This window comes from Actinokineospora auranticolor, assembly GCF_002934265.1.
GTDB classification, from domain to species: domain Bacteria; phylum Actinomycetota; class Actinomycetes; order Mycobacteriales; family Pseudonocardiaceae; genus Actinokineospora; species Actinokineospora auranticolor.
In genome coordinates, this window is the sequence record NZ_PTIX01000008.1 from 14766 (window position 1) to 35138 (window position 20373).

The 20373-nt window shown below is 69.5% G+C and carries 8 protein-coding genes and 1 tRNA gene; 5 read left to right on the forward strand and 4 right to left on the reverse strand.

What is annotated here, in order from left to right; all coding sequences use genetic code 11:
- Positions 1-3: 3 nt before the first annotated feature.
- The 3 genes from CLV40_RS16370 to CLV40_RS37270 are packed head-to-tail and all read left to right on the forward strand — an operon-like array spanning position 4 to position 2234.
- Positions 4-900 (forward strand): hypothetical protein, encoded by an 897-nt coding sequence (locus CLV40_RS16370; protein ID WP_146108060.1) that lies wholly within the window; start codon positions 4-6, stop codon positions 898-900.
- 15 nt (positions 901-915) lie between these two features.
- Positions 916-1404: a hypothetical protein gene (locus tag CLV40_RS16375; protein WP_104479797.1), complete on the forward strand. Its 489-nt coding sequence runs from the start codon at positions 916-918 to the stop codon at positions 1402-1404.
- Between the two features lie 14 nt (positions 1405-1418).
- Positions 1419-2234: a hypothetical protein gene (locus tag CLV40_RS37270; RefSeq protein WP_146108061.1), complete on the forward strand. Its 816-nt coding sequence runs from the start codon at positions 1419-1421 to the stop codon at positions 2232-2234.
- 479 nt (positions 2235-2713) lie between these two features.
- On the opposite strand, the gene CLV40_RS16380 is transcribed toward CLV40_RS37270, so the two are convergent.
- The 3 genes from CLV40_RS16380 to CLV40_RS16390 form a co-directional block, all read right to left on the reverse strand.
- The gene (locus CLV40_RS16380) at positions 2714-8896 is read right to left on the reverse strand and encodes a hypothetical protein (RefSeq protein ID WP_104479798.1); all 6183 of its coding nucleotides are present in this window, start codon (positions 8894-8896) and stop codon (positions 2714-2716) included.
- Positions 8897-9041: 145 nt separating this feature from the next.
- Positions 9042-11315 (reverse strand): hypothetical protein, encoded by a 2274-nt coding sequence (locus tag CLV40_RS16385; RefSeq protein ID WP_146108062.1) that lies wholly within the window; start codon positions 11313-11315, stop codon positions 9042-9044.
- On the reverse strand, positions 11312-17725 hold the full coding sequence (locus CLV40_RS16390) for a DEAD/DEAH box helicase (RefSeq protein WP_104479800.1): 6414 nt from the start codon (positions 17723-17725) through the stop codon (positions 11312-11314). The genes CLV40_RS16385 and CLV40_RS16390 overlap by 4 nt, the downstream gene beginning before the upstream one ends.
- A gap of 274 nt (positions 17726-17999) precedes the next feature.
- On the opposite strand from CLV40_RS16390, the gene CLV40_RS16395 reads away from it, so the two are divergent.
- On the forward strand, positions 18000-18863 hold the full coding sequence (locus CLV40_RS16395) for a recombinase zinc beta ribbon domain-containing protein (RefSeq protein WP_104479801.1): 864 nt from the start codon (positions 18000-18002) through the stop codon (positions 18861-18863).
- Here CLV40_RS16395 and CLV40_RS16400 read toward each other — a convergent pair.
- A tRNA-Leu gene (locus tag CLV40_RS16400) sits at positions 18842-18928 on the reverse strand. The two genes, CLV40_RS16395 and CLV40_RS16400, sit on opposite strands and share 22 nt — an antisense overlap.
- A gap of 85 nt (positions 18929-19013) precedes the next feature.
- Here CLV40_RS16400 and CLV40_RS16405 point away from each other — a divergent pair.
- Entirely contained in the window at positions 19014-20360 is a 1347-nt protein-coding gene (locus tag CLV40_RS16405; protein WP_245931335.1) for a M20/M25/M40 family metallo-hydrolase, read from the forward strand.
- The last annotated feature ends 13 nt before the right edge of the window (positions 20361-20373 follow it).

The window sequence follows — 20373 nt, forward strand, 5'->3', positions numbered from 1 at the left end:
CTCATGGAACACGCCAGAGAGATCAAAGACAAAGCGGTTGAATATTCAATGCAGCAGCTCGCTCAGGAAAAGGGGAGAAGATTCCCGGGGAGCGCCGAGCGTGAGCAGTTCAACCAGCGATACGGGTTCATCGAGCCGATGTTCGAACCGTTCTTCAGGTTGCCCGATCCGGCAGGATACGATCCGCTGATCGCTGATGTGAACGCGGCCATGGCAAGGCTGAACACCGGGTCGGTCAGCAACACCGACCTCAGCGAGGACGTGACGCTGGCGAACCCGCACCTGGACAAGATGACGACCGACGGCGGCTACCTCCTGGGCTGGAACGGGGAGGCCGCGATGGCGTTCAAGGCCAATTTCGTCGACCCGTTCAAGACGATCTCCGGGAACCAGTTCACGGTGCTGTCCACCCTCAAGGGCGTCCTCCAAGCGCACAGGGAGCTGTGGGTCAGGGCGCGCGACGACATCGACAAGATCGCGGAGAACGCCAAGAACGCGCTCGACAACGCCGGCGGCTGTGGCAAGAACCAGTGGAGTTTCGGGTTCTCGGTGGTCTCCGCGGTCGTCTCGATCGGCGGGGTGTTCGTCGCGGCCGCGACCGGGGGTGTCGTGGCGCTGGCGGCGATCGGCGCCGCCGCGTCCGTGGGTGGCGCGAGCGTGGCGGGTCTCACGGCGTCGGGAGACTCGGTCGATACGATCGTCAACTCGATGCGGCAGGCCGTCGACGAGCTCACCAGGTACATCCAGGAGGTCGAGAGCGGGCACATCGCACAGAAGGCACAGGCGCTGGCCGAGGCCGTGCGGGCGAACAAGGACAAGATCGTCGCCGCCCGCCCGAGCTTGGCCGGGATGAGCGACCGCGACCTCACCGGAGGCAGCGGTATGGGCAGGCCGGACTAGGGCGGGAGGAAGACCGTGGCGGATTTGGCCGAGAGGCTGGACGGCATCAGGGTATGCGTCCGGGCACCCGGGGCGGACATCGAAGCCGAGTTGCGCTTGCGGACAGCCATCACGGTGTCGTTCGACGAAGGTGTCTACGAGTTCATCGGCGAACCGACGTTGGAAAGGGCGCTGGCAGGCGCTGCCCGTCTGCTGTGGGTCGGGTGGCAGCGGCAGTACCGCGCGGCGATCGATGGGACAAACCTGACTGTCGACGTCGACGACCTGCACGACTCGCGCTTCTTCTCCGATCGCGCCAAGGTCGAAGCGATCGGCGGGTCGAGTGACGCCCGTATTGCGATAACCGCGATAGGTATGGAGAATTTCTCGGTTCACATCAAACCTGGCACCATACGCGAGATATCCGAAGACCGGTTCACGGCGGGCGTTTCCGAGGCGGCCACTAAGTTGATCCAGGATTTCCAGGCCAAGGTGCACGATCTGAAAACGCGATACTACGGATGATAAAAAGCAAACTGGTGCTGTTGACCGTCGTCACACTGGTGGTCGTCGCGGCCGGAGTGACGGTGGTAGCGTTGTCAACCGGCGCGTCGACGTCATGCGATATCCCTAACTCGGTCCAAGAGCAACCGACGTTGGCGACCACCGCACCGGGCGGCGGTGGAATCGAGGTCGTCGAAAAAGGGATCTCATCCTCAGGCCTGGCGAGCATGGGGGCCATCCTGCGCAACACCAGCAACCACATCGCGTATCGAACCAGGCTGACCCTCAAAGTGGTCGTCTCCGTCAACGGCCTACCGCCAGGCCCCTTCGAGAGCCCCACGACGACCATCGAGATCCCCGTGATCCTACCGGGTCAACAAGTAGGCGTAGGCCGTCCACTGATCCCCGTCACCGCGACGAACAAGGTGATCTCCGCCGACGTCGACCTCCGAACAACCACCTGGCTCCCCAACGGCACCCTCGGCGGATTCACCCCAACCACAGACACCTACGACTCGATCAACCGGGCCAACGCCTCCCCACCCGCCGACGCGGTCCGATACACGGAACGATCAACCAACTGCCGAGCGCTGTCCAGCCGCCGCACCGCCGTAATATTCCGCGCCGCCAACGGCCACATCGTCGGCGGCGACCTCCTCCCCCCTGACGGCAAGGGCAACGCGGCGGGCAGCCCACAACAGCCACCGCCGAGCCCATCCTGCTCACCAGGCGAACGCGGCACCTGGGTCGTCCCACTGCAAGACATTCCACAGAACGCCGACCCAGGCCGCACAGAGCTCTACTCATACTGCGATCTCAATACCCCACCCACAGACATCAATGACGCGTAACCAGGATCCCTGACCAGTCGCGGCCCCCTGCCGTCCACCAGCGGCGCGACGACACCTGGACCTGTCCAGGACCGATGACGCGGGCCAGATCCCTCGTACCCCCCGACACAGGCGATGGAATGCAGGGACGGCGCGCAGCCCTGGCACGGGCTCGGATAGGGCACGGGACGTGAAGCAGCGCCGCTCGCGTGAGGGGTGGCCGATGACAACCACAAGTGCGGGTTGGGCAGGTGACTTGGCCGCGGCAACGTGGGTGCCGTTCCACCGGGCGACTCCACTGTGGCGGAGAGCCCGGGCAGGCGCGGCTTCTCTGACGTGATCTTGAGGTAACGCGCCTATCCGACAAGTCCGCGGATCGTCCTTTCGAGTTCTTTCAGCGGAAATTGATCGAAGGTCTGCATCAGACCTCACGAAGCCGGCAGCCCCGACCGTCGGGGTCGGGGCTGCTGTGGCCGTATCGGCCCGGATGCGTCACCCGATCAGGTCTGCGATGCCTGCCAGGCAGCGAGTAGGCGAGGCTCGACGCTGTACGAGCCGTCGCTGTGCGTGTCGAACACCTGCAGCGCCAGCAGCCGTTCAACGACCGCTCGGGCGGAGCCGTCCATGTCGGTGGCGACCTGGAGGTCGGCCCGGCTGACCTTCTGGTCGTCGACGAGCGCGACGATCGAGGCGTAGGCGCGCTCCAGGTCGGGGTCGTGGGTGAGACCGACACCGTCGAGCAGATCGCTGTGACCGGTCGAGCTGTTGACATACGCCTCGAGCTCGTCCAAGGCAGTGGGCTCCTGCGCGCCGTCGCTGTCGGCGAGGGTGGCCGCGCGCTCGACGAGCGTCGGCCAGCCGCCGGTGAGGTCCCACAGCCGCCGCAGACGCTCGTCGTGGCTGAACATCTGCCGCGTGATCGTCCAGACCCGCAGCGTCTGCTCGTCGTAGCGGCGTAGCGCGATGGCGACGCCGTGCTCGAAGGCGCTGTCCCACAGCTCGGCCTGCTCCGGGCTGGAGATCAGGACCGCCGCGCGGGTGACGCCCGCCCCGGTTGGCACGCGGGTGCGCGCCAGGTCGAGCGCCTCGAGGCGCGCCGACGCCTGCGGTCGGACACTGGTCAGGTCAGCGATGATGACTCGTCGCCGTCCGGCCCGTCCACCGCGCAGCTCCTCCTCGAACGAGCGTCTGCCGCTGATCGGCGGGATGTCGAAGTCGCCTGCCTTGCTGGTGATCTCACGCAGCGCCTCGTCGACCCGGTGCAATCCGGTGGCGCGCGACCCGACGACGACGCGGACGTGCGTGCTGTGGTCGCCGAGCATGTCGTCGAGCTGCGCGGCGGTCAGCGGCGCGCTGCTGCCGTCGGACAACTGCGGCCTGCCCTCCAGTGCTAGGAACGACTCGGGCACCGACTCGGACTCGGCCATGAGCAGTTGCCGCTCGACCTCGGAGCGGTTGCCGATCATGTTCAGCACGTTCGGGCTGCGCAGCCGCCACCCGCGCCCGTCGGTGTTCGGCGCGACGACCCCGAGGCCGTCCATCTCGTTGAGGTAGGCGCGGAAGCTCTCGCTGTCGAGCGACTCGAAGCCCGCGCGCCACCAGCTCAGGCACTCCTCGCGCAAGTCCGCGTCCTGCAGGCGGGCGTCGAAGCCGAACCGGAACGCGTGGTCGGCCAGTACGTTGGCGATGACGTTGTACCTGGGGTCCAGGTTCAAGGTGTCCTGGAACGCCGAGGTGATGTCGGCGCGCAGGTCGCGGTTGCGCTCGACCGCGGCGACGTCGTCGTCGGTGATGACGTACGGCGGCTGGTCGCCTGCCAGGCCGTCGCGCCGCTTGGCGTGCAACGCCTCGACCAGCCGGTGGCCGAACATCTGCAGTAGGAACGGCTGGTAGGAGCAGTAGCCCAGGACTCGGTTGACGAGGTTGTCGTCGGCGAACTCGTAGCCGAGCACGCCCAGCGGAACGGTCAGCAGGTCTGCGGCGAACTGCGGGCGCAGCGGCCCAATGACGGTGGGGCGCTGCGCGAGGTGGCTGAACGGGCCGTTGCGGGCGCTCTTGGCATACCGCTGCACCGAGTGGAGGCCGGCGAACACGACCTTGATGTTGTTGTCGGTGACAACGCCGATATCGCGCAGCCGCTTGGTGTCCAGGAACGCAGGTGCGTCGGCCTCGAAGAACTGGTCGGACTCGTCGAGCAGGATAAGCAGCCGGTTGCGGCTGTCCTTGTTGCGCCAGTCGAGCATCCCGGCGCGGACCTGGTCGTAGACGTTGCCGGTGTTCTTGGCCTTGCGGGTCGGGACGGGCAACACCTCGCGCTTGATCAGCTCGTTGCGCAGCCCGACCCACAGCGCGTCCTTGCTGAACGCGGCACCGGCGGCGACCGAGTCCAGGCTCAGGTAGATCGCGATGCGCTGTCCGATCTCGGCGGAGGACTCGAACTTCTCAGCGGCGTAGCGCAGCAGCGCGGACTTGCCCAGACCGCGGCCGCCGTAGAGCACCTGCGTGCCGTCGGGGTCGATGACCTGCACGCGCTCGAGGTCGCGTCCGTAGAACATCTCCTCGGCGACCGCGCCGCGCTTCATCCGGATGTAGGGGTTGACGGCGGCGAACGGCATCAGGATCGACATGGCCACGCCGAGCTGGCGGTTGCCGCGGGCGGCGAGGTAGGCCAAGGCGGCGTCGTCGAGTATCGCTACGGGACCGCCGGTGCGCTCGACGCGGGCGGCGAACTTCGCCCGCGCCGCGGCACTCATGGTGCCGAAGTGCGCGATGAGCAGTCTGTCGCCGGACTGGTCGTGGTCGGCGTAGGTCATCAGCACGTCCTCGGTGGGCTGGCCCCACACGAGCAGGACGCGCAGTCTTCCGCCGAGCTTGCTCCCGAACGCAGGGATCTGCGCATCCCTGTTGGGCCGGACGTCGGTGATCTCGATGAACCGGCGCTCGTTGCTCCTGGGCATGTCGTCCAGGCGCCGGGTCTTGGAGCATTCGTAGCCCATGAGGCGGATCGCGGGCAGCAGCAGGTCGCGTTCGGTGAAGTTGCGCCTAACCGTCACCGGCGCGGTCGCGGCTTGGCGCCAGGCGCCGAGCGCCTCGGCGATCTGCTCGGCGGCGTCAGGCGACAGGTGGCTGTAGTCGAGCACGTCGCTGCCCGCGCAACTCGTCCGCTCGCGGACGGCGGTGACCAGCTCGGTGGTGATGCCCTGCGGCAGCGCGTCCGGGATGGCGGGGAAGAACGCGCGCAGGTCGCGCCTGCTGTGGTCAGTACGAGGGACGGGCTCGCCGACGTCCTGGAAGTACAGCAGCTCCTCGGCGGTGAGCAGGTCACCCTTCTCGATCGGGTCGCTGATGCGGGCCCGCTCCTCGGCGTCGATGTTCAGCGCGGCGAGCCGGTCGCGCAGGCGCTGCGCGGCTTGTTCACGGTAGGCGGGCAGCAGGCTGCTGATCTTGGCGAGGGTGGTGCGGACCTGGCCGAGGTTGCCGCCGCGGTTCGGGTTGGCGCTGGCCAGCAGTGCGGTGAGCTCGCCGTCCGCTTCCTCGGTGACGACGTTGCTGCGGCGGGCGCGACGCAGGTCGGCGTCGACGGTGTTGCGTTCGGCGGTCAACTCGGCGCTGCTGCGCTCCAGCGCCGTGGTGTAGCGGCCGCGGGCGTCATCGCCGAGGGCGTCGTCGGCCAGGACGCCGCTGTCCTGCATCTCGAGCAGGTACTGCGCGGCGGGGTAGTTCTCGCGCTGCAGCTGCAGCGCGAACGCTTCGGTCCAGTCGCGTGTGACAGCGGTGATGAGCGCGGGAAGCGGGTCGGTGCCGCGCAGCTCGAGGGTGCGGTCGGCGGTGACGACGACGTCGTCGGCCTTGAGCAGCTCGAGGTCCAGCGCGACCGTGACCTGTGGCTCGCCCGCCTCCAGTGGCTCGATGCCGTCGAGCATGGTGAAGGTGCGCCGCAGGCTGGCGTGTGCGGCCTGGGCGGCGGCACCCAGCAGCGGGTCGGCGGCCTTGGTCTGCGCCTGCAGAGCGAGCAGGGCGGCGTCGCGCTGGGCGAGCACCGCGCTGCGCATGTCGGCGACCTCTCCAGTGGTCCACTCGTCGCGGCCGGTGCGGGTCAGGGCGCCGGTCAACTCGATCCAGCCGCGGACGAGCCGCAGCGTCTCAAGGATCAGCGCGTGCAGGTCCTGTCGTCCAGCTCCTTCGATCGGCTTGCCGCTGTGCCCGCGGAAGTAGGCGTCGAGCTCGTCGATGTGCCGCTCGCGGACCGAGGGGTCGGACAGTTGCTGTACCTCGCTCCGCACCTCGACGAGGCGGCCGGAGTCGTTGGCGACGACGATGTCCAGCAGCCGCCCCAGAACGCCGTTGCTGTCGAGCCAGCGCTTGGCGATGTCGCTGCCCCGCTTGAAGCGCATTGTCCGGGACCGCCGGGCTGTGCCTGCCTGGTCGACGATGAACTTGAGGTCCCGCTCGGCGTCACTGACGTCGGCTAGGACGTTGCGGGCTGGGGTGGCGTTCAGGACGCCGCGCAGCGCGCGCCTGCCGATCTCGTCGGCGATGTTCGCCAAGTGCGGGTCGAGTCGGCTGCTGAGCTCGCCGAGCAGCGCGCCCGCCGTGGGCTCGCCGGTTACGAGCGCGACGCGCACGAGGCTGCTGACGGCGATGAGCAGACTGACGTTGTCCTCAGCGACCTGGTTGCTGTCCAGGTCGGCCAACTCTTGGCGCAGCAGGGCGCCGCAGGGGCCGGTGTCGGTGCGGACCGCTTGGGCCAACCCGGCCATCCGGAAGGTGAGGACGCGGGTGTCATCCCACTTGGCTCGGGCAGCCAGGTGGGAGGCCAGACCGTAGCGGCAGGTGGCCACCAGTTCGGTGACGGCCCGCTCGACGTCAGCGGGGGTGGGCACGTGCTGCTCGGCACTGCTCTGACCGGTGTCGCTCTGCTCTGCGCCGCGCTCAGCAGCGGTGTGCGGGCCGGTCGGTGCACTGGCGAGCAGCGAGCCGGGTTGTTTCGGGACTCCGCTGGTCCGCGCGGTGGTCGTGGTCGACCCGGATTCCGCGGGCGCGGCCGGAGTGGCGGTGCTGGGGGACTTGCCCAGGGCCCGGGCAGATGGGTCGGTTGCCGCGACCGTGGCCTGGTCGGACTCCGAGGTTTCGGTCCGCCCGCCGGCGTTGGTCGTGTCGGTGATGACATCAGCGGCGGGAGTCCGCTGCGTCAGCGCAACGGTCGCGGGCGGCGGTGGTGCGGCGACAGCCGTCGGCTCCTGCCCGGTGGGCGGCTGCGGGTCCTGCTCGGTTGACGGATCCGTGCCACTGGAGGGCGCTTCGAACGTCAGCCGGCCCGCAAGCATTCCGAGCACGGCGAGAGCGGGTAGCGAGGCCACTGCTCCGCTGATGCGGGCCTGCAGCTCCAGACAGGTCTCCGGCGCGGCCTGCGGGTCGCGGACCAGGTCGACCAGTGCCGCGATCGCGAGCGCCAACGCTCGCTGAGCGTCAGTCCAGTTGTTCGACGCCAGCAGTTCCGCGGAGAGCTTCCTCAGCTGGGCGACATGCTCGGAGATGCCAGGGGCGTCGCTGGTGATGTCCGCTGCCGCGGCGACGCTCTGGCGCAGCGGCGCGTCGGCGTCCCGCGTGGTGCGCACAGCCAGCATCTGGGCGATCTCATCCAGCGTCGGCCGGTCGTCGGACGCGGCAGGCGGGTCCTCCGCGCCTGCCTCCCGGACGGCGGAACAGGCGTGGCTGTAGGTGCTTTGGGCGGCGCGGACGGCGAAGACGTCGTCGTCGCCGGGGCCACGGCCTGCCCGTAGGTCGGCCAGGATGTGCTCGGCGGAGGCGACGGCCAGTGCGAAGCACTCTCGGGCGGCCTGCAGGGCCTGCTCGGCGGCGGCCGGAGCGTCCGGAGCTGCTGTGGGTGAGGCCTGCGGGTCCGTGGGGCGGAGGGTGCGGGTGGCGGCCGCGGGCGTGCTCTCCGGCAAGGTGTGGGAATTGGGCTGGATTTTGCTGTCCTCCGGCGCTTCGGCTGGCTGGCTGGGCGAATCGACCGGGGCGACGGGCTGGTCGCCGTGGCCCTCAAGGGGAGCGGAGTGGGCGATGACCCGCTCGGCTGCTGTACGGATCTTCGCGGCGGTGGAGGTGTCGATCGCGCCGTGGACGAACCAGGGCTGTTCGACCGCCCAAGCCCACACGCGGGCTGACCTCACGTCTTGGGCGACGGCGGACCACAGCGCCAAGCGCAGTAGGACGGGTGTCCAGCGGCTTTCAAGCTCGTCGCTGTCCTGGTCCGAGCTGCGCTCATCCGGTTCGCCCGCGGTGGCGGTGGATCGCACAGCGAGGGTGCACAGTCTTTTGTAGAGCGTTCCGGAGGTCAGATGGAACGCCGCGTGCCGAGCGGTGGCTTCCTCGGCGCGCCGCAGCCTGCCAACGACGTCGCGGCACAGCCCCTGCGACAGCGACTTGGGGGCCAGATGGATGCCGAGCGGCTCTAGAGCGGGCTGACGGGCGCGGATCGGCAAGGTTGACAGGGCATTGAGGACGTCCCGGGTGGTCAGCGCCTCGATGACGTCGCTGATCGGCCGGTCGATCGTGTTCAGCGCGTCGGCCAGCTGCTCGAGCGCCGTGCGGAGCTCGTCGTCGGTGTCGCGGATGGACGCCCGGACGATGTAGCCGGCGTACGCGTCGTCGCGGCAGTCTGATCGGGCGCGCGCCATGAATCTCCTCGGTGGTTCGCTGTCGGCAGTGGGTGAGCTGGAAAAGAGTTCGCACAGGTGTGCGGCTCGCGGTCAACCAGGGCGTTCTGTCCCCGCCACGGGACCCGGAGTGCGGCCGCGTGTCGCGATCGGCTCGCGTCGGGACTCAGCTCCCGCGTTCGTGTGGGCGTACGAACGTCCAGCCCTCGGGCAGCTCGGCCGGACCGGCCAACCCGTGCCGCGCCCGGTATTCGCGGTAGGCGGCACGGGCGTGCGGGCTTGCGCTGTGCCCCAAGTGCTCGATGCGGCGCAGGAAGCCTGTGACGGCGTGTGTGCCGACGAACCGCGCGTCCAGCCGTGTGAACCTGCGCGGCCGCGTCGGTCCGGCGACGACGGTGGGTGTGTAGCAGAGCAGCGGCACGACCGGCTGTCCGGCGACGGCCGGGAACGCGATTCCCCCGGCGGTACGCGAACCGGTGACCTGGGTGAGTGTTCCGCGTTCCCGCAGCTGCGCGACGACCACGTCAATGGCCCGCTCGGTTTGCTCGGTGCTGCTGCCGTACACCTGCTGGGCCAGATGATCCCGTGCCAGGCGGGCGACGCCGTCGGGTTCGAGCAGGCCGAGGCGCCGAACGGCGCGAAGGACGCGCTGCGCCAGTGTGGCGCTGGCGCCGCTGGTCCGGTCGAGGGCGTCCCGAGTGACGATACGCGGGTCGTAGCAGTGCTCGATGTCGAGCTCGTCGTCGATGGTGACGGGCATGTCCAACAGCGTGCTGGTGATCCGCAGCGTGGCGGTGTTGCGCGGCCAGGTGACGGTGAGCAGGATGCCGGGGAAGAAGTCCATCGGCCAGGACACACCGGACAGCACCGCGGGGGAGCCGTGCAGGTCGGCGGTAGCCATCTGGGTGGCGTCGGTGACATCGAGCTGGTGGCCGTCGTGGTTGAGCAGCAGGCGCATGCAAGTGCCGTCACGCCGGTCGCCGACCAGCATGTGCGCGGCAGGCCGCGGCAGCGCGAGCACTCCGGTGTCGATGTGTTCGGCGCGCAGCGCGACGGTCCAGCTGATCTGCGAGTCGCTGACGGCGAGCTCGTCCTCCGGTTCCGGCTCGGGAGTGGGCGGCTCGACAGCGGCAGGTGGTGCGGGCGGGGCGAGCGTCTCCGCCCAGCCGAAGCCGCGGGGTATGGTCGGGTCGAGCAGCGCATGAGCGCTGCCGGGTGCTTCGGCCCGCCAGATCCCACCTCCTTGCCAGGAGTCGTCCAAGCGCAGGTGCACCCGGTCGAACAGCAGTCCGTCCTCGGCGTCGCCGCGCAGGTAGTCGGCGAAGATGAGGTTGGCGTGCAGGACCGTGTTGGCGTATCCGGCTCCGTGCATCGGGATGGCGCTGCCGTTGACGCAGCGCAGCCTCGACCCGAGGGCTGTGTAGGTCACCTGCCGGGCCGCGCCAAGCCTGCGGCTCTGGTCGGGAAGCGCGCTGCGCGCGGTGGCGCTAGCCAGGGAGGCGATGTCGTCCGCGCCCAGCGCGTCGCCACTGCGTAGCCGGGCGGACAGTCCGGCTCGGGAGACGGCATAGGACTGCCAGATGCGGACGGTGTCGAGTTCGCGGAGCGCGGCGGTCACGGTCGCGAACAGCCCCTCGAGCGCTGCCTGGTGATGTTCGGGTCCTGCGTCCTCGGTGAGCAGCAGCGGCAGAGGCGTGGGTGCGGCGGTGTTGAACAGCAGGTCGCGGCCAGCGCTGAGCAGGTAGTGCCGGTAGAAGCCGGTGTCGTCGAGCTCGGCGAGTTCGACGGTGGCGTAGCGGGAGCCGACGAGCAGGTGGCCGAACTCGTCGAACCGGCCGCGTCTGGTGAGACGGGCGATCTGCGCGGCGGTCGGCGCGAGCCCGAAGACGTCGAGGTCGAGCACGAGCCGCTCGTGCAGGACCGGCTGGCTGTGCAGCTCGGTCTGCGCCGGCCCGGTCGCACCCGCAGGTGCTCCGGACAGCCAGGACGGCACGGCGCCGTCGTCCTCGAGCGAGGGGTGGGCGCCTTCCTTGTAGACGACTTCTGCCCAGATGGGGTCGCCGCCGGACGCCACGTTGATCAGAGCCCCAACGGGCAGCGCGTCGATCGTCTGGCCGAGCGCGACGGTGGGGAAGCTGGCCGGGTCCATTGCGGCGCCGGCGTAGCCGGTGGTCAGGTCGTACCCGAAGTAGCAGGCGTTGAAGGCGACGTTGACGTGGACCGGGGTGTTTCGGATGGCGACGAGCGCGCCGAGGTAACGGCGCATCGCCTGCATCTGGCCCGGCGGGACGTGCTCGGGCCCCAACGCCATCGCCGGTGTCAGCAGCGGACCGTCGGCGTACGGGCGCCACGGGCGGGCTGCGGCGGAGCGCCCCTGTTCGGGGACGGGCGGTGCGAGCTGCCGCTGTGCGACAGCATCCGGGCGGGTGGTGGGGGTCATGGCGCAGTCCCGGCGGGAACCGGTGTGGCGGCGCGAGCGGCCACGGCGGCGGCCCGGTCGGCGTGCCCGCGCTCGCGCCACTTGCCGTATCCGAGCGGCACCACGCGACCGTCGGCTTCGAGCCGGGCGAGGCTGTCCTCGACCTGGTCGAGCTTGACCATGTGCTGGGCGCCGAAGTAGCGGGACACGACTAGGTTGTGGCGCAGGCGGACCCGACGTCGACGTGTCGGGTGGTAATAGGAGTCCTCGCCGCGCAGTGCCCGGCACACGTCGCGCGCGTGGACGCCGCGGTAGTCGGCCCAGACCAGCCGGTACACCTGCTCGTCGAGGCGCTTTCGCCGGACGCCGCTGTCGGTGCGGGCGCCAGCCAGCCGCGGCTTGGGCATGTTGAGCGCGTCACCAACCGCGGGTGGCTTCTGCCCGACGGGAATGGTGGTGTCATTGTCCCAGCAGGCGGAGCATCGGTTCGCGGCGGTGCTGCAACACCCGTCGGGCAGGGTGTCGACGCCGAAGTAGTCGGCGAACTTCTGGTTGGCGCAGGTGTTGCGGTCGGTGAAGAAGTCGCGCAGGAGCCGGATCTCCTCGGCGGCACGCGCTGCCTTGCCTGCCAGCGCGCCAGCGTACCCGGCAGGCAGCGTCCGAGTGTGTACCGCGATGCCGGTGACGAGCTTGCGGCTGGGTGCTGCGGATACATCGAGCTCGCCTCGGTCGTGCAGATCTGCCAGCAGCTGCCACGTGCTGGGCGGGTCGTCGGCCAGGTCGGCGTAGTGCTCGACGGTCGCGCTCAGGTGCCGGTGCAGGCTCGGGACGTGCAACCGGGCCCGGTGCAGGCCGGCGCGGTCGTCGCTGCGGCCCGGCAGCGCCAGGATCGCATCGACGACGGCCTGCTCGGTCGGGTCGGTATCCCGGTCGCCGTTGCCGCGCAGCTCGCCGGGTTTGATAGCGCACAGCGGCGGGAAGTCGCCGAGGTCGTCGACGACGTCCAGCGCTGACAGGGCGGAGAACGCGCGCACGACGCCGGAGGTGTATTGCTCACTGGTGCGCGACTTGGCGGCGTCATCGCGACTGAGCCTGCAGGCGTCGACGTCTTCGGCGATGAGCCGGTCGGCGATGGTGCTGGCGTCCAGGACGCCGCTGTGGATGGCCAAGACAGCCTCTCCCATCCGGGCGAGCAGCGGCGGGGGCAGGTCGCTGGTGGTCATGAAGCGGGCGGTGCGCAGCCCGCGCGGGGTAAGCAGCGCAAGCCCGACGTTCGCCGGCGGCGTCGGGGCTACTCCTGGGGTACTCGCTGCGGTGCCGTCGACTGGCGACCTGTCAGTGGTGGCGGATCCGGCGACGTCGCGCCCGGCACGACCGACCTGCTGGTACAGCTGGGACAGGTCAGTGGGGGTGCTGACGCAGAAGACGGTGCGGATGTCGGGCCGGTTGATGCCGAGCCCGAAGGCGCTGGTCGCAACGATGAGCATCGGTGCGAACCCTTCGTCTCCGCGCCGGGGGGCCTCGCGGAACTCGGTCATGACGGCATGCTTCTCGGCCTCGGTGAGCCGGCCGTGGAAGCGCCGGACTCGCACGTTGCCGTCACCGACGTAGTCGCGCAGGTGGGCGTGCAGCGCGACGACGTCTCGCACGGTAAGGCAGTAGAAGATCGCGTGGTCCGCTATGTGGTCGACAACCTCTTCCGCTAGTCCGGCGTTGACGGCTGGCCCGGCGGGGCTGATGGAGCGGCGGAACAGCGCCAGCTCAGGCCGAATCGGGTTCTCCCGGACGGTAACCAGTCCGGTCGGCCCGGCCGCACTGGCTTCGGCGAGTGCCTCGGCACTCCTGACCGCCGGGATGTCGGCATCGAGGCCGAACACTTGGCTGCGCAGCCCGGTGTGGACGGTGCGGTTGGCGGTCGCGGTCAGCGCGGTGATGGTCAGCCCGTGGTCGGCACGCAGTCGGGCCAGGAACTGCGCGGCGCGGCGCATCGACGGGCGGAAGTCGTCCCACTGCACGACTGTGTGCGCCTCGTCGATGACTATGCGGCTGATCACGCCCGTGCGGACCGCTTCGGCGACGATCTGGCGGAAGCGCCGTTGTCCCAAGCGTTCGGGGCTGGCGTAGATGAGCTTGATGTGGTGGTCGACGCGGCCGAGCAGCTGGTCGGCGATCTCGGTCTTGCCCGCGCGACTGCTGCTCTCCCGCAGCGGAGCCACCAGAGCGCGGACCGCGCCGCCGATGCTGGCGTTGAGCTCGAGCGCCTGGTCGTGCATGAGCGCGACGAGGGGGCTGATGATCAGGGTGACGCCGGGCAGCACGAGCGCGGGCAGCTGGAAGCAGTAGCTCTTGCCGAAGCCGGTCGGTAGCAGTCCGAGGGCGTTGCGGCCCTCGGCAACAGCGGTGATGACAGCCTGCTGGGAGTTCTTGAGTTCGGTGGGGGTGTCGGACAGCTTGAGCAACCCACCGACCTGGGCGCACCGCTTGAGTACCTCGTCAACCAGCGTTCCGCGTGCCCGGTGCCGCGCGACGTCCTCGACGGTCAGCGTGAGTTCACGGATGCGCAGGGTCTGTGGCAGGACGGTGTGCTCGAGCAGCGCCTGCGGCGTGGACAGCTCGCTGGCGCGGGCTGGGTCGAGCAGGCCGTTGCGGGCATAGAAGTCCCAGATACGCGCCCAGGCCTTGGCCATCGACATGACATTGCCGCCGGCACGCTCACCGGTCAGCGGGTCGGTGCGCAGCAGGTCGGCATCGAGGCTGCCCAGGAACGTCTTGCGATAGGCGCGTCGCAGGGCGGTGTGTCCGGCGAGCTTGCGGTCGCTGATGATGACGACGCCGCGGTGCTGCTCGGAGCGGATGAGCCTGCCGACGGCCTGCCGCAGATGGAGCGCGGCCAGCGGCAGGTAGTACGTCTCGGTGGCAACCGCGTCGGGATCTTCGGCGTGGGCGGCGTCGGCACGGGCGAAGACGGCGGCGCGGCGCGCCTCGATCACCGGGGCGGCGAACGGTGCGAACGGCAGCTTGTTGATCCAGACCAGACGCAGCCGGTCGGGGTCGGCGATGTCGACGCCTTGCCAGAGGCCCTTGGTGCCGACCAGGATGCCGCCGCCGTCGGTGTGGCTGTCGAATTGCCGCACGGCGCGGGGGTTGCCGAGGAGGACGGCGCTGTGCACGGGGGTGGTGTCGCCGTCGCGTCGCAGGCTCTCGGACAGGTACTGGCTGATGCCCGCGGCTGTGCTCTTGGCGGTCGTGAGAACCATCGCGCCGCCGCGGTAACCGCCGCGGGCGTTGTAGTCCTCGGGTTCGTCGTCCTCGTCCAGGACCGGCTGGATCAGCTCTCGGGTGTAGCCGGTGAGCTGATGGGCGACCGTGCGCATGGCGCCGTCGCTCTGCTCGGCCCAGGAGGGGAAATCGGCCAAGCAGACGAGCTCGGCCTGGTTCCTCATGTCGAACGGTGTCGGCAGGTGCAGCGTCGGGACTGTGCTGCGCAGCCCGAGCCGAGTCCGGATGAAGGTCCACTGCGCGGCGACGCGCAGCGTGGCGGACACGTAGTAGGTGCGGTTGAAGGTGGCCAGGAACTGCTGCCAGGTGCTGTCGGCGGGCAGTTCTATCGGGCTGGTGCTGATGCGGAAGCGGTAGCGGCGCAGCTCGGCGCGCAGCGCTTCGACCTCCTCGGCGAACACGACCTGGTTGGTGGTGCCGGGCGGCAACGCACCCAACGCCGGAACCGCCCCGTCGCCGGTCCCGGCGTGGTCGATCGGGTCGCCGTCGCCCGTGCCGGTGAGGTCTTCGGCCATGTCGGGGTCGGGTTCGCTGATGGGGTCGAGCGGCAGCGTCTCGTCGGTGTCACCGCTCAGGTCGTCCGCTGCGGCGTCGGGTTCGGTGCCGGTGCTGTCGTCGTTGTCGTCCATGCCGGGTCCGCCGTCCGGGCCGGGGCCGGGGGTGGGCAGGCCGAGGGCGTCGTCGGTGTCCGCGACGATCCTCTGCGCGGTGGCGCTGACCTCTGCAGCACCGACGACGAGGGCATCGAGACGTTCGAGGTCGTAGAAGCCCATGGTGGTGGCGTGCGTGCCGCGGTAGGCCGACAGGGTGCCGACGAGCACGTCGCACATGCCCGATAGGCGCAGAAGCTGGCCCATCAGGTAGCGGACCTGTCCGGTGCCGCAGGCGCCGCTGTAGGGGCTGGCCAGGGTGACGGTGCGCGCACCGACGAGGGTGCCGACGCCGGTGCCGCGCGCGTCGAACACCTGCCCGCTGACCTTGGGGAGCGCCTCGTGGTCGAGCAGCAGGCCGAGGTTGCGCACTCCTTCGGAGACCTGGTCGCGTTCGGCGCCCGGCCGAGCATCGCGGGTCCAGCTGTCGAGCTCGCTGTATAGGTCTTCTACCAGGCGGTAGTCCAGCGTGGCGGTCAGGGCACTGGTGGCGCTGTCTTCAAGCTGGTGGGCCTCGTCCAGGATGAGCAGGGTGTCCGGGCCGAGGTCGGACAACTCGTCGAGGTGGGCGAGCAGCAGTGCGTGGTTGGCCAGGATGAGTCGATGCCCGAGCAGGGCCTCCCGGACTCCATCGGTGTGGGCGGCCAGCGGTGTGGGGGCGACCGCTTCGTACTCGCCGCTGGTGGCCTGGGACAGCGATTCGAGCCAGATGCTGACGGCGTTGTTGCTGTAACCGGTGAAGAACAGCGGTACGTCGACCGGATCGACCGAGTGCGCGGTCCAGGATTGCTCGACGGTGGTGGAGGCGATCAAGCGCAGCGTCAGGTAGGCGAGCAGCTCGCGGAAGATGACGCGCTCAAGGAAGTGGTTGCGACCGGCGCTGCGGCTGCGCCGCGGGACGGTCGGCGCGGCGAGCAGCGCGGTGGCGTCGGTCAGCGCCAGGGTCAGCGCGCGCAGCGACAGCCGGTTGGCCTTGCCCTTGACGACGTCGGAGGCGCGGAGCAGCCCGGGGATGGCCGCTTCGAGGCGCGTGACGTCGGCAGCCATTTGCGCCTGCAGATGCTTGGTGGCGGTGGTGATGATCGCGGTGCGGTCGGGGGCGCCGGCGAGCCAGTCCAGGGCGACGGCGAGCACGGCGAAGCTCTTGCCGGTGCCGGTGGGTGCCTCGACCAGGCCGGAGCTGGCCTGGTCTGCCCAGGTATGCATCTGCTGGGTCATCTGAGTCTGCGGTTGGCGCAGCGCGGCACCAGGACGGACGGCCCGGGCGAGGGCGGTGACGTCGACCTTGCCGTCGGTTCCACGCAGGCTCGTGTTGACCGTGACCGCAGAGCGTCCGACCGCTCCGGTGGGGCTACGTCGCGGGAGGTGCCCGGCCAGGCCGGAGTGCAGGATCCCGGCGACCTCCGCGACGGTGTGGACGCGCTCGTCGCCTAGCAGCTCGTCCGGCGGAGCGCCGACGTGCCCGGCGGCGAGTGAGCGCACCAGGGTCCAGGCGAGGGAGTCGGCGGTCAGGCTGGCGAGCAGGTCCTGACGGTCGGCGGGCAGCGCCACGAACGTCTGTGCGCAGTGTCGCAGGACGCGGGCGAGCAGTTCGCTGTCGTCGACCGCGTCGTGCCAGCCCAGCCCGCGGCGGTCGATGCCCAGGTCGTCGGCCAGGGGTGCGAGCGCGTGCCGGGTGGCGGTCGGGTAGAAGGCGAGGGTGAGGTAGAAGGCGTCGACGTAGGAGCCCCGCAGGTCGGGCATGTCCTCGCGCGCGGCAGTGGCGCTCAGCAGCGGGAAGTCGGCCTGGGTGCCGTTGTAGGTGACGATCAGGTCGGTGCCGTCGGTGTAGGCGTGCAAGTCCTCCAGCGCACGCCTCGGGCTGACGGCCGCCGCGGCGTGCGCTTCGCGGACGCGCTTGGAGCGGATGACCCAGGTGTCGTCGGGAAGTTCGACGTAGGCGCTGAACCGCGGCTGCTCGGCTACCCAGGCGCTGTCGTTGCTGAGCCGGACGGCGCCGATCTGGTAGATCCGCTTGTCGGTGTACGGGTCGCTGGTGGTGGTCTGCACGACGGACTCGAGGTCGACGACGACGGCGCGCACGATGCGCCCGACGACGCCGAATGCACCGGTGGGCGGCTCCTCGGCGGGATCGCCGAGCCCGAACTGGGCCGCGGTGTCTGCTGTCGAGGCAGGAGCAGCCGCACCGCGGGCGGTGTCGTTGACGGCCGGACCGGGGTTGGGTGCGCTGATTCTTCCGAGACTGTCGTGGTGGAGAAGACCGGCGGCCACGGCCTCGTCGAGCAGCCCGGCCAAGCGCTCGCGGCGTTGGCCGGGGAAGCGGCGCATGACGGCCGTGAGCAGCTCATCGACGCTGACCTCAGGGTGGTCGCGCAGGTAGGCCAAGGCGTGGGTGGCCAGCCGCTGGGCGTGCGGGGAGGCCGCACTGTGTGCGGCGCCGGTGACTGTCGCCTCCAACGCCACGTCATCCGCCGCCGCCGCGACCGACGCTTCCTCCAACACGCACCTCTCCCCAGTCACCCGATGGCCTGACTACGGCCCGTGACCTACACACGTGATGATCGTCGATCAACACCAACCGTTACCGGAGCCGATCACCCCAAGCCTCTCGGGCACTCGACGATCCACTGCGGAAACCACGACAGCGAAACCCCATATGGTCTCTCGGCAAATGCATCGGTGCGCACACGGGCCGGTAATCGCCTGTCGAGTCAGGATTGTTTAACAACGCCGCTACGCGGGCTATGCGTTCTTCGGGCGTTGGACGCGGCGGGAAATGCTGCTCGACCCGGACGATGTCAGCGCCGGGCACGTGGTCCGGTTCCGGCGGGCGGCACCGGACAAGGTCGTGCGGTCACGCGAACCGGCCCACCCGGAGATCATTCCGGTGGAGCTGTCCACCGAAGCGCAACTGCGGCGACGCGGCAAAGCCATCGGCGGACTGCGAACCGCACGCAGAACGGAGCGGGCCGGGCGGCCGACCAAACACACCTATCTGTTCCGCGGCCATCTCAGGTGCGGTGTGTGCTCGCGCAAGATGGAGGGGAGCCCGCGCAAGCACGGGATGTACTACCGGTGTCCGGCGCGGACGTTGGCCCCTGGGTCGCCGTGGTTGGCCAGCCACCCGCCCACGGTGTACCTGCGGGAGGACCCACTACGGGACCTCGTGAACGAGTGGCTGGCGGAGCTGCTGCACCCGACGCAGGTCGACACGACTGTGCAACGCCTGCTCGATGCCCAGGGAGGGCCGCAGGCGGACGACCAGGAGGCCGTACGGGCGCGGCTGAGGGACGCGGACGCGCGGCTGCGGAACTACCAGGACGCCATCGGAGCCGGAGTAGACCCGACCGCGCTGGTTGAGGTCATCAACCAGGCACAGGCCGAACGAGAGGCAGCAGCGGCAGAGCTGGGGAGGGCGCTCGACCCAGGGTTGGTCACCGCTGGCGAGATCTACGCCATGATCGACTCGTTGGGTGACGTGCAGGCCGTGGTCGACTACGGCGACGCGGATGCGCTGGCCAAGCTGTACTTGGACATGGGAGTGGAGATCCACTACCACGCAGGGCACGCAAGGGAGGAAGCCGTGGACATCACTGCGAGTCCACGGGTGAATAGTGTTGGTGTCCGAGGGGGGACTTGAACCCCCACGCCCGTTAAGGGCACTAGCACCTCAAGCTAGCGCGTCTGCCATTCCGCCACCCGGACTTGGTGTGGGCAATACCTTAGCCGATGTGTCCGGTCGTCCCAAACCGGGGCTGTCGGGGGGTGGGTGGGGTGGTAGGAAGGCGGGGTGACGGAGCAGCAGCATGTACTGGCCGCGGTGGCGGACACCCGGGTGGCCGAGGACGAGTCGGTGGTGTTGACCAGCGAGTTGATTCGGATCGACACGACCAACACCGGGGACCCGGCCACCGTGGTGGGGGAGCGGGTGGCGGCGGAGTACGTGGCGGAGAAGTTGGCGGAGGTCGGGTATGAGACGACCTACGTGGAATCGGGGGGCAAGGGGCGGGGCAACGTCATCGCCCGCTTGGAGGGGGCCGATTCGTCGCGGGGGGCGTTGTTGGTGCATGGGCACCTGGATGTCGTGCCCGCTGACCCGTCCGAGTGGTCGGTTCACCCGTTCTCGGGGGCGGTGCAGGACGACTACGTGTGGGGGCGCGGCGCTGTCGACATGAAGGACATGCTGGGGATGACCCTGGCCACGGCGCGGCGGTTCAAGCGGGACGGGGTGGTGCCGCCGCGGGATCTGATCTTCGCCTTCCTGGCCGACGAGGAGGCTGGAGGGGACTACGGAGCGCAGTGGCTGGTGGAGAACCGGCCCGAGCTGTTCGAGGGGGCCACCGAGGCGATCAGCGAGGTCGGTGGGTTCTCGATCACCGTCAAGGACGGTGTGCGGGCCTACATGATCGAGACCGCCGAGAAGGGCATCGCCTGGATGAAGCTGCGGGTCCGCGGGCGGGCCGGGCACGGGTCGATGGTGCACGAGGACAACGCGGTCACCAAGCTCACGCAGGCGGTGGCTCGGCTGGGTACGCACAAGTTCCCGCTGGTCATGACCGATTCGGTGCGCGAGTTCCTGGCGGCGATCACCGAGATCACCGGGATGGAGTTCGACGAGGAGGACCTCGACGGGTCCGTCGCCAAGTTGGGGGCCGTCGCTCGGATGGTGGGCGCTACGCTGCGTGACACCGCGAATCCGACGATGCTGTCCGCCGGGTACAAGGCGAACGTGATCCCGTCGGTGGCGGAGGCCGTGGTCGACTGCCGGGTGTTGCCGGGGCGGCAAGCGGCGTTCGAGAAGGAACTTGACGAGATCCTGGGGCCGGACGTCGAGCGCGAGTGGGTGACGAACCTGCCCTCGGTCGAGACGACCTTCGACGGGGCGCTGGTGGACGCGATGACGGCCGCGGTGATCGCTGAGGACCCGGGTGCCAAGACGCTTCCGTACATGCTCTCGGGCGGTACCGATGCCAAGGCGTTCCACACGCTGGGAATCCGCTGTTTCGGGTTCGCGCCGTTGCGGCTGCCCGCCGACCTGGACTTCACGGCGCTGTTCCACGGTGTGGACGAGCGGGTGCCGGTTGACGCGTTGAAGTTCGGGACTCGGGTGCTGGACCGGTTCCTTCGCAGCAGCTGACGTCGGGTGCCTG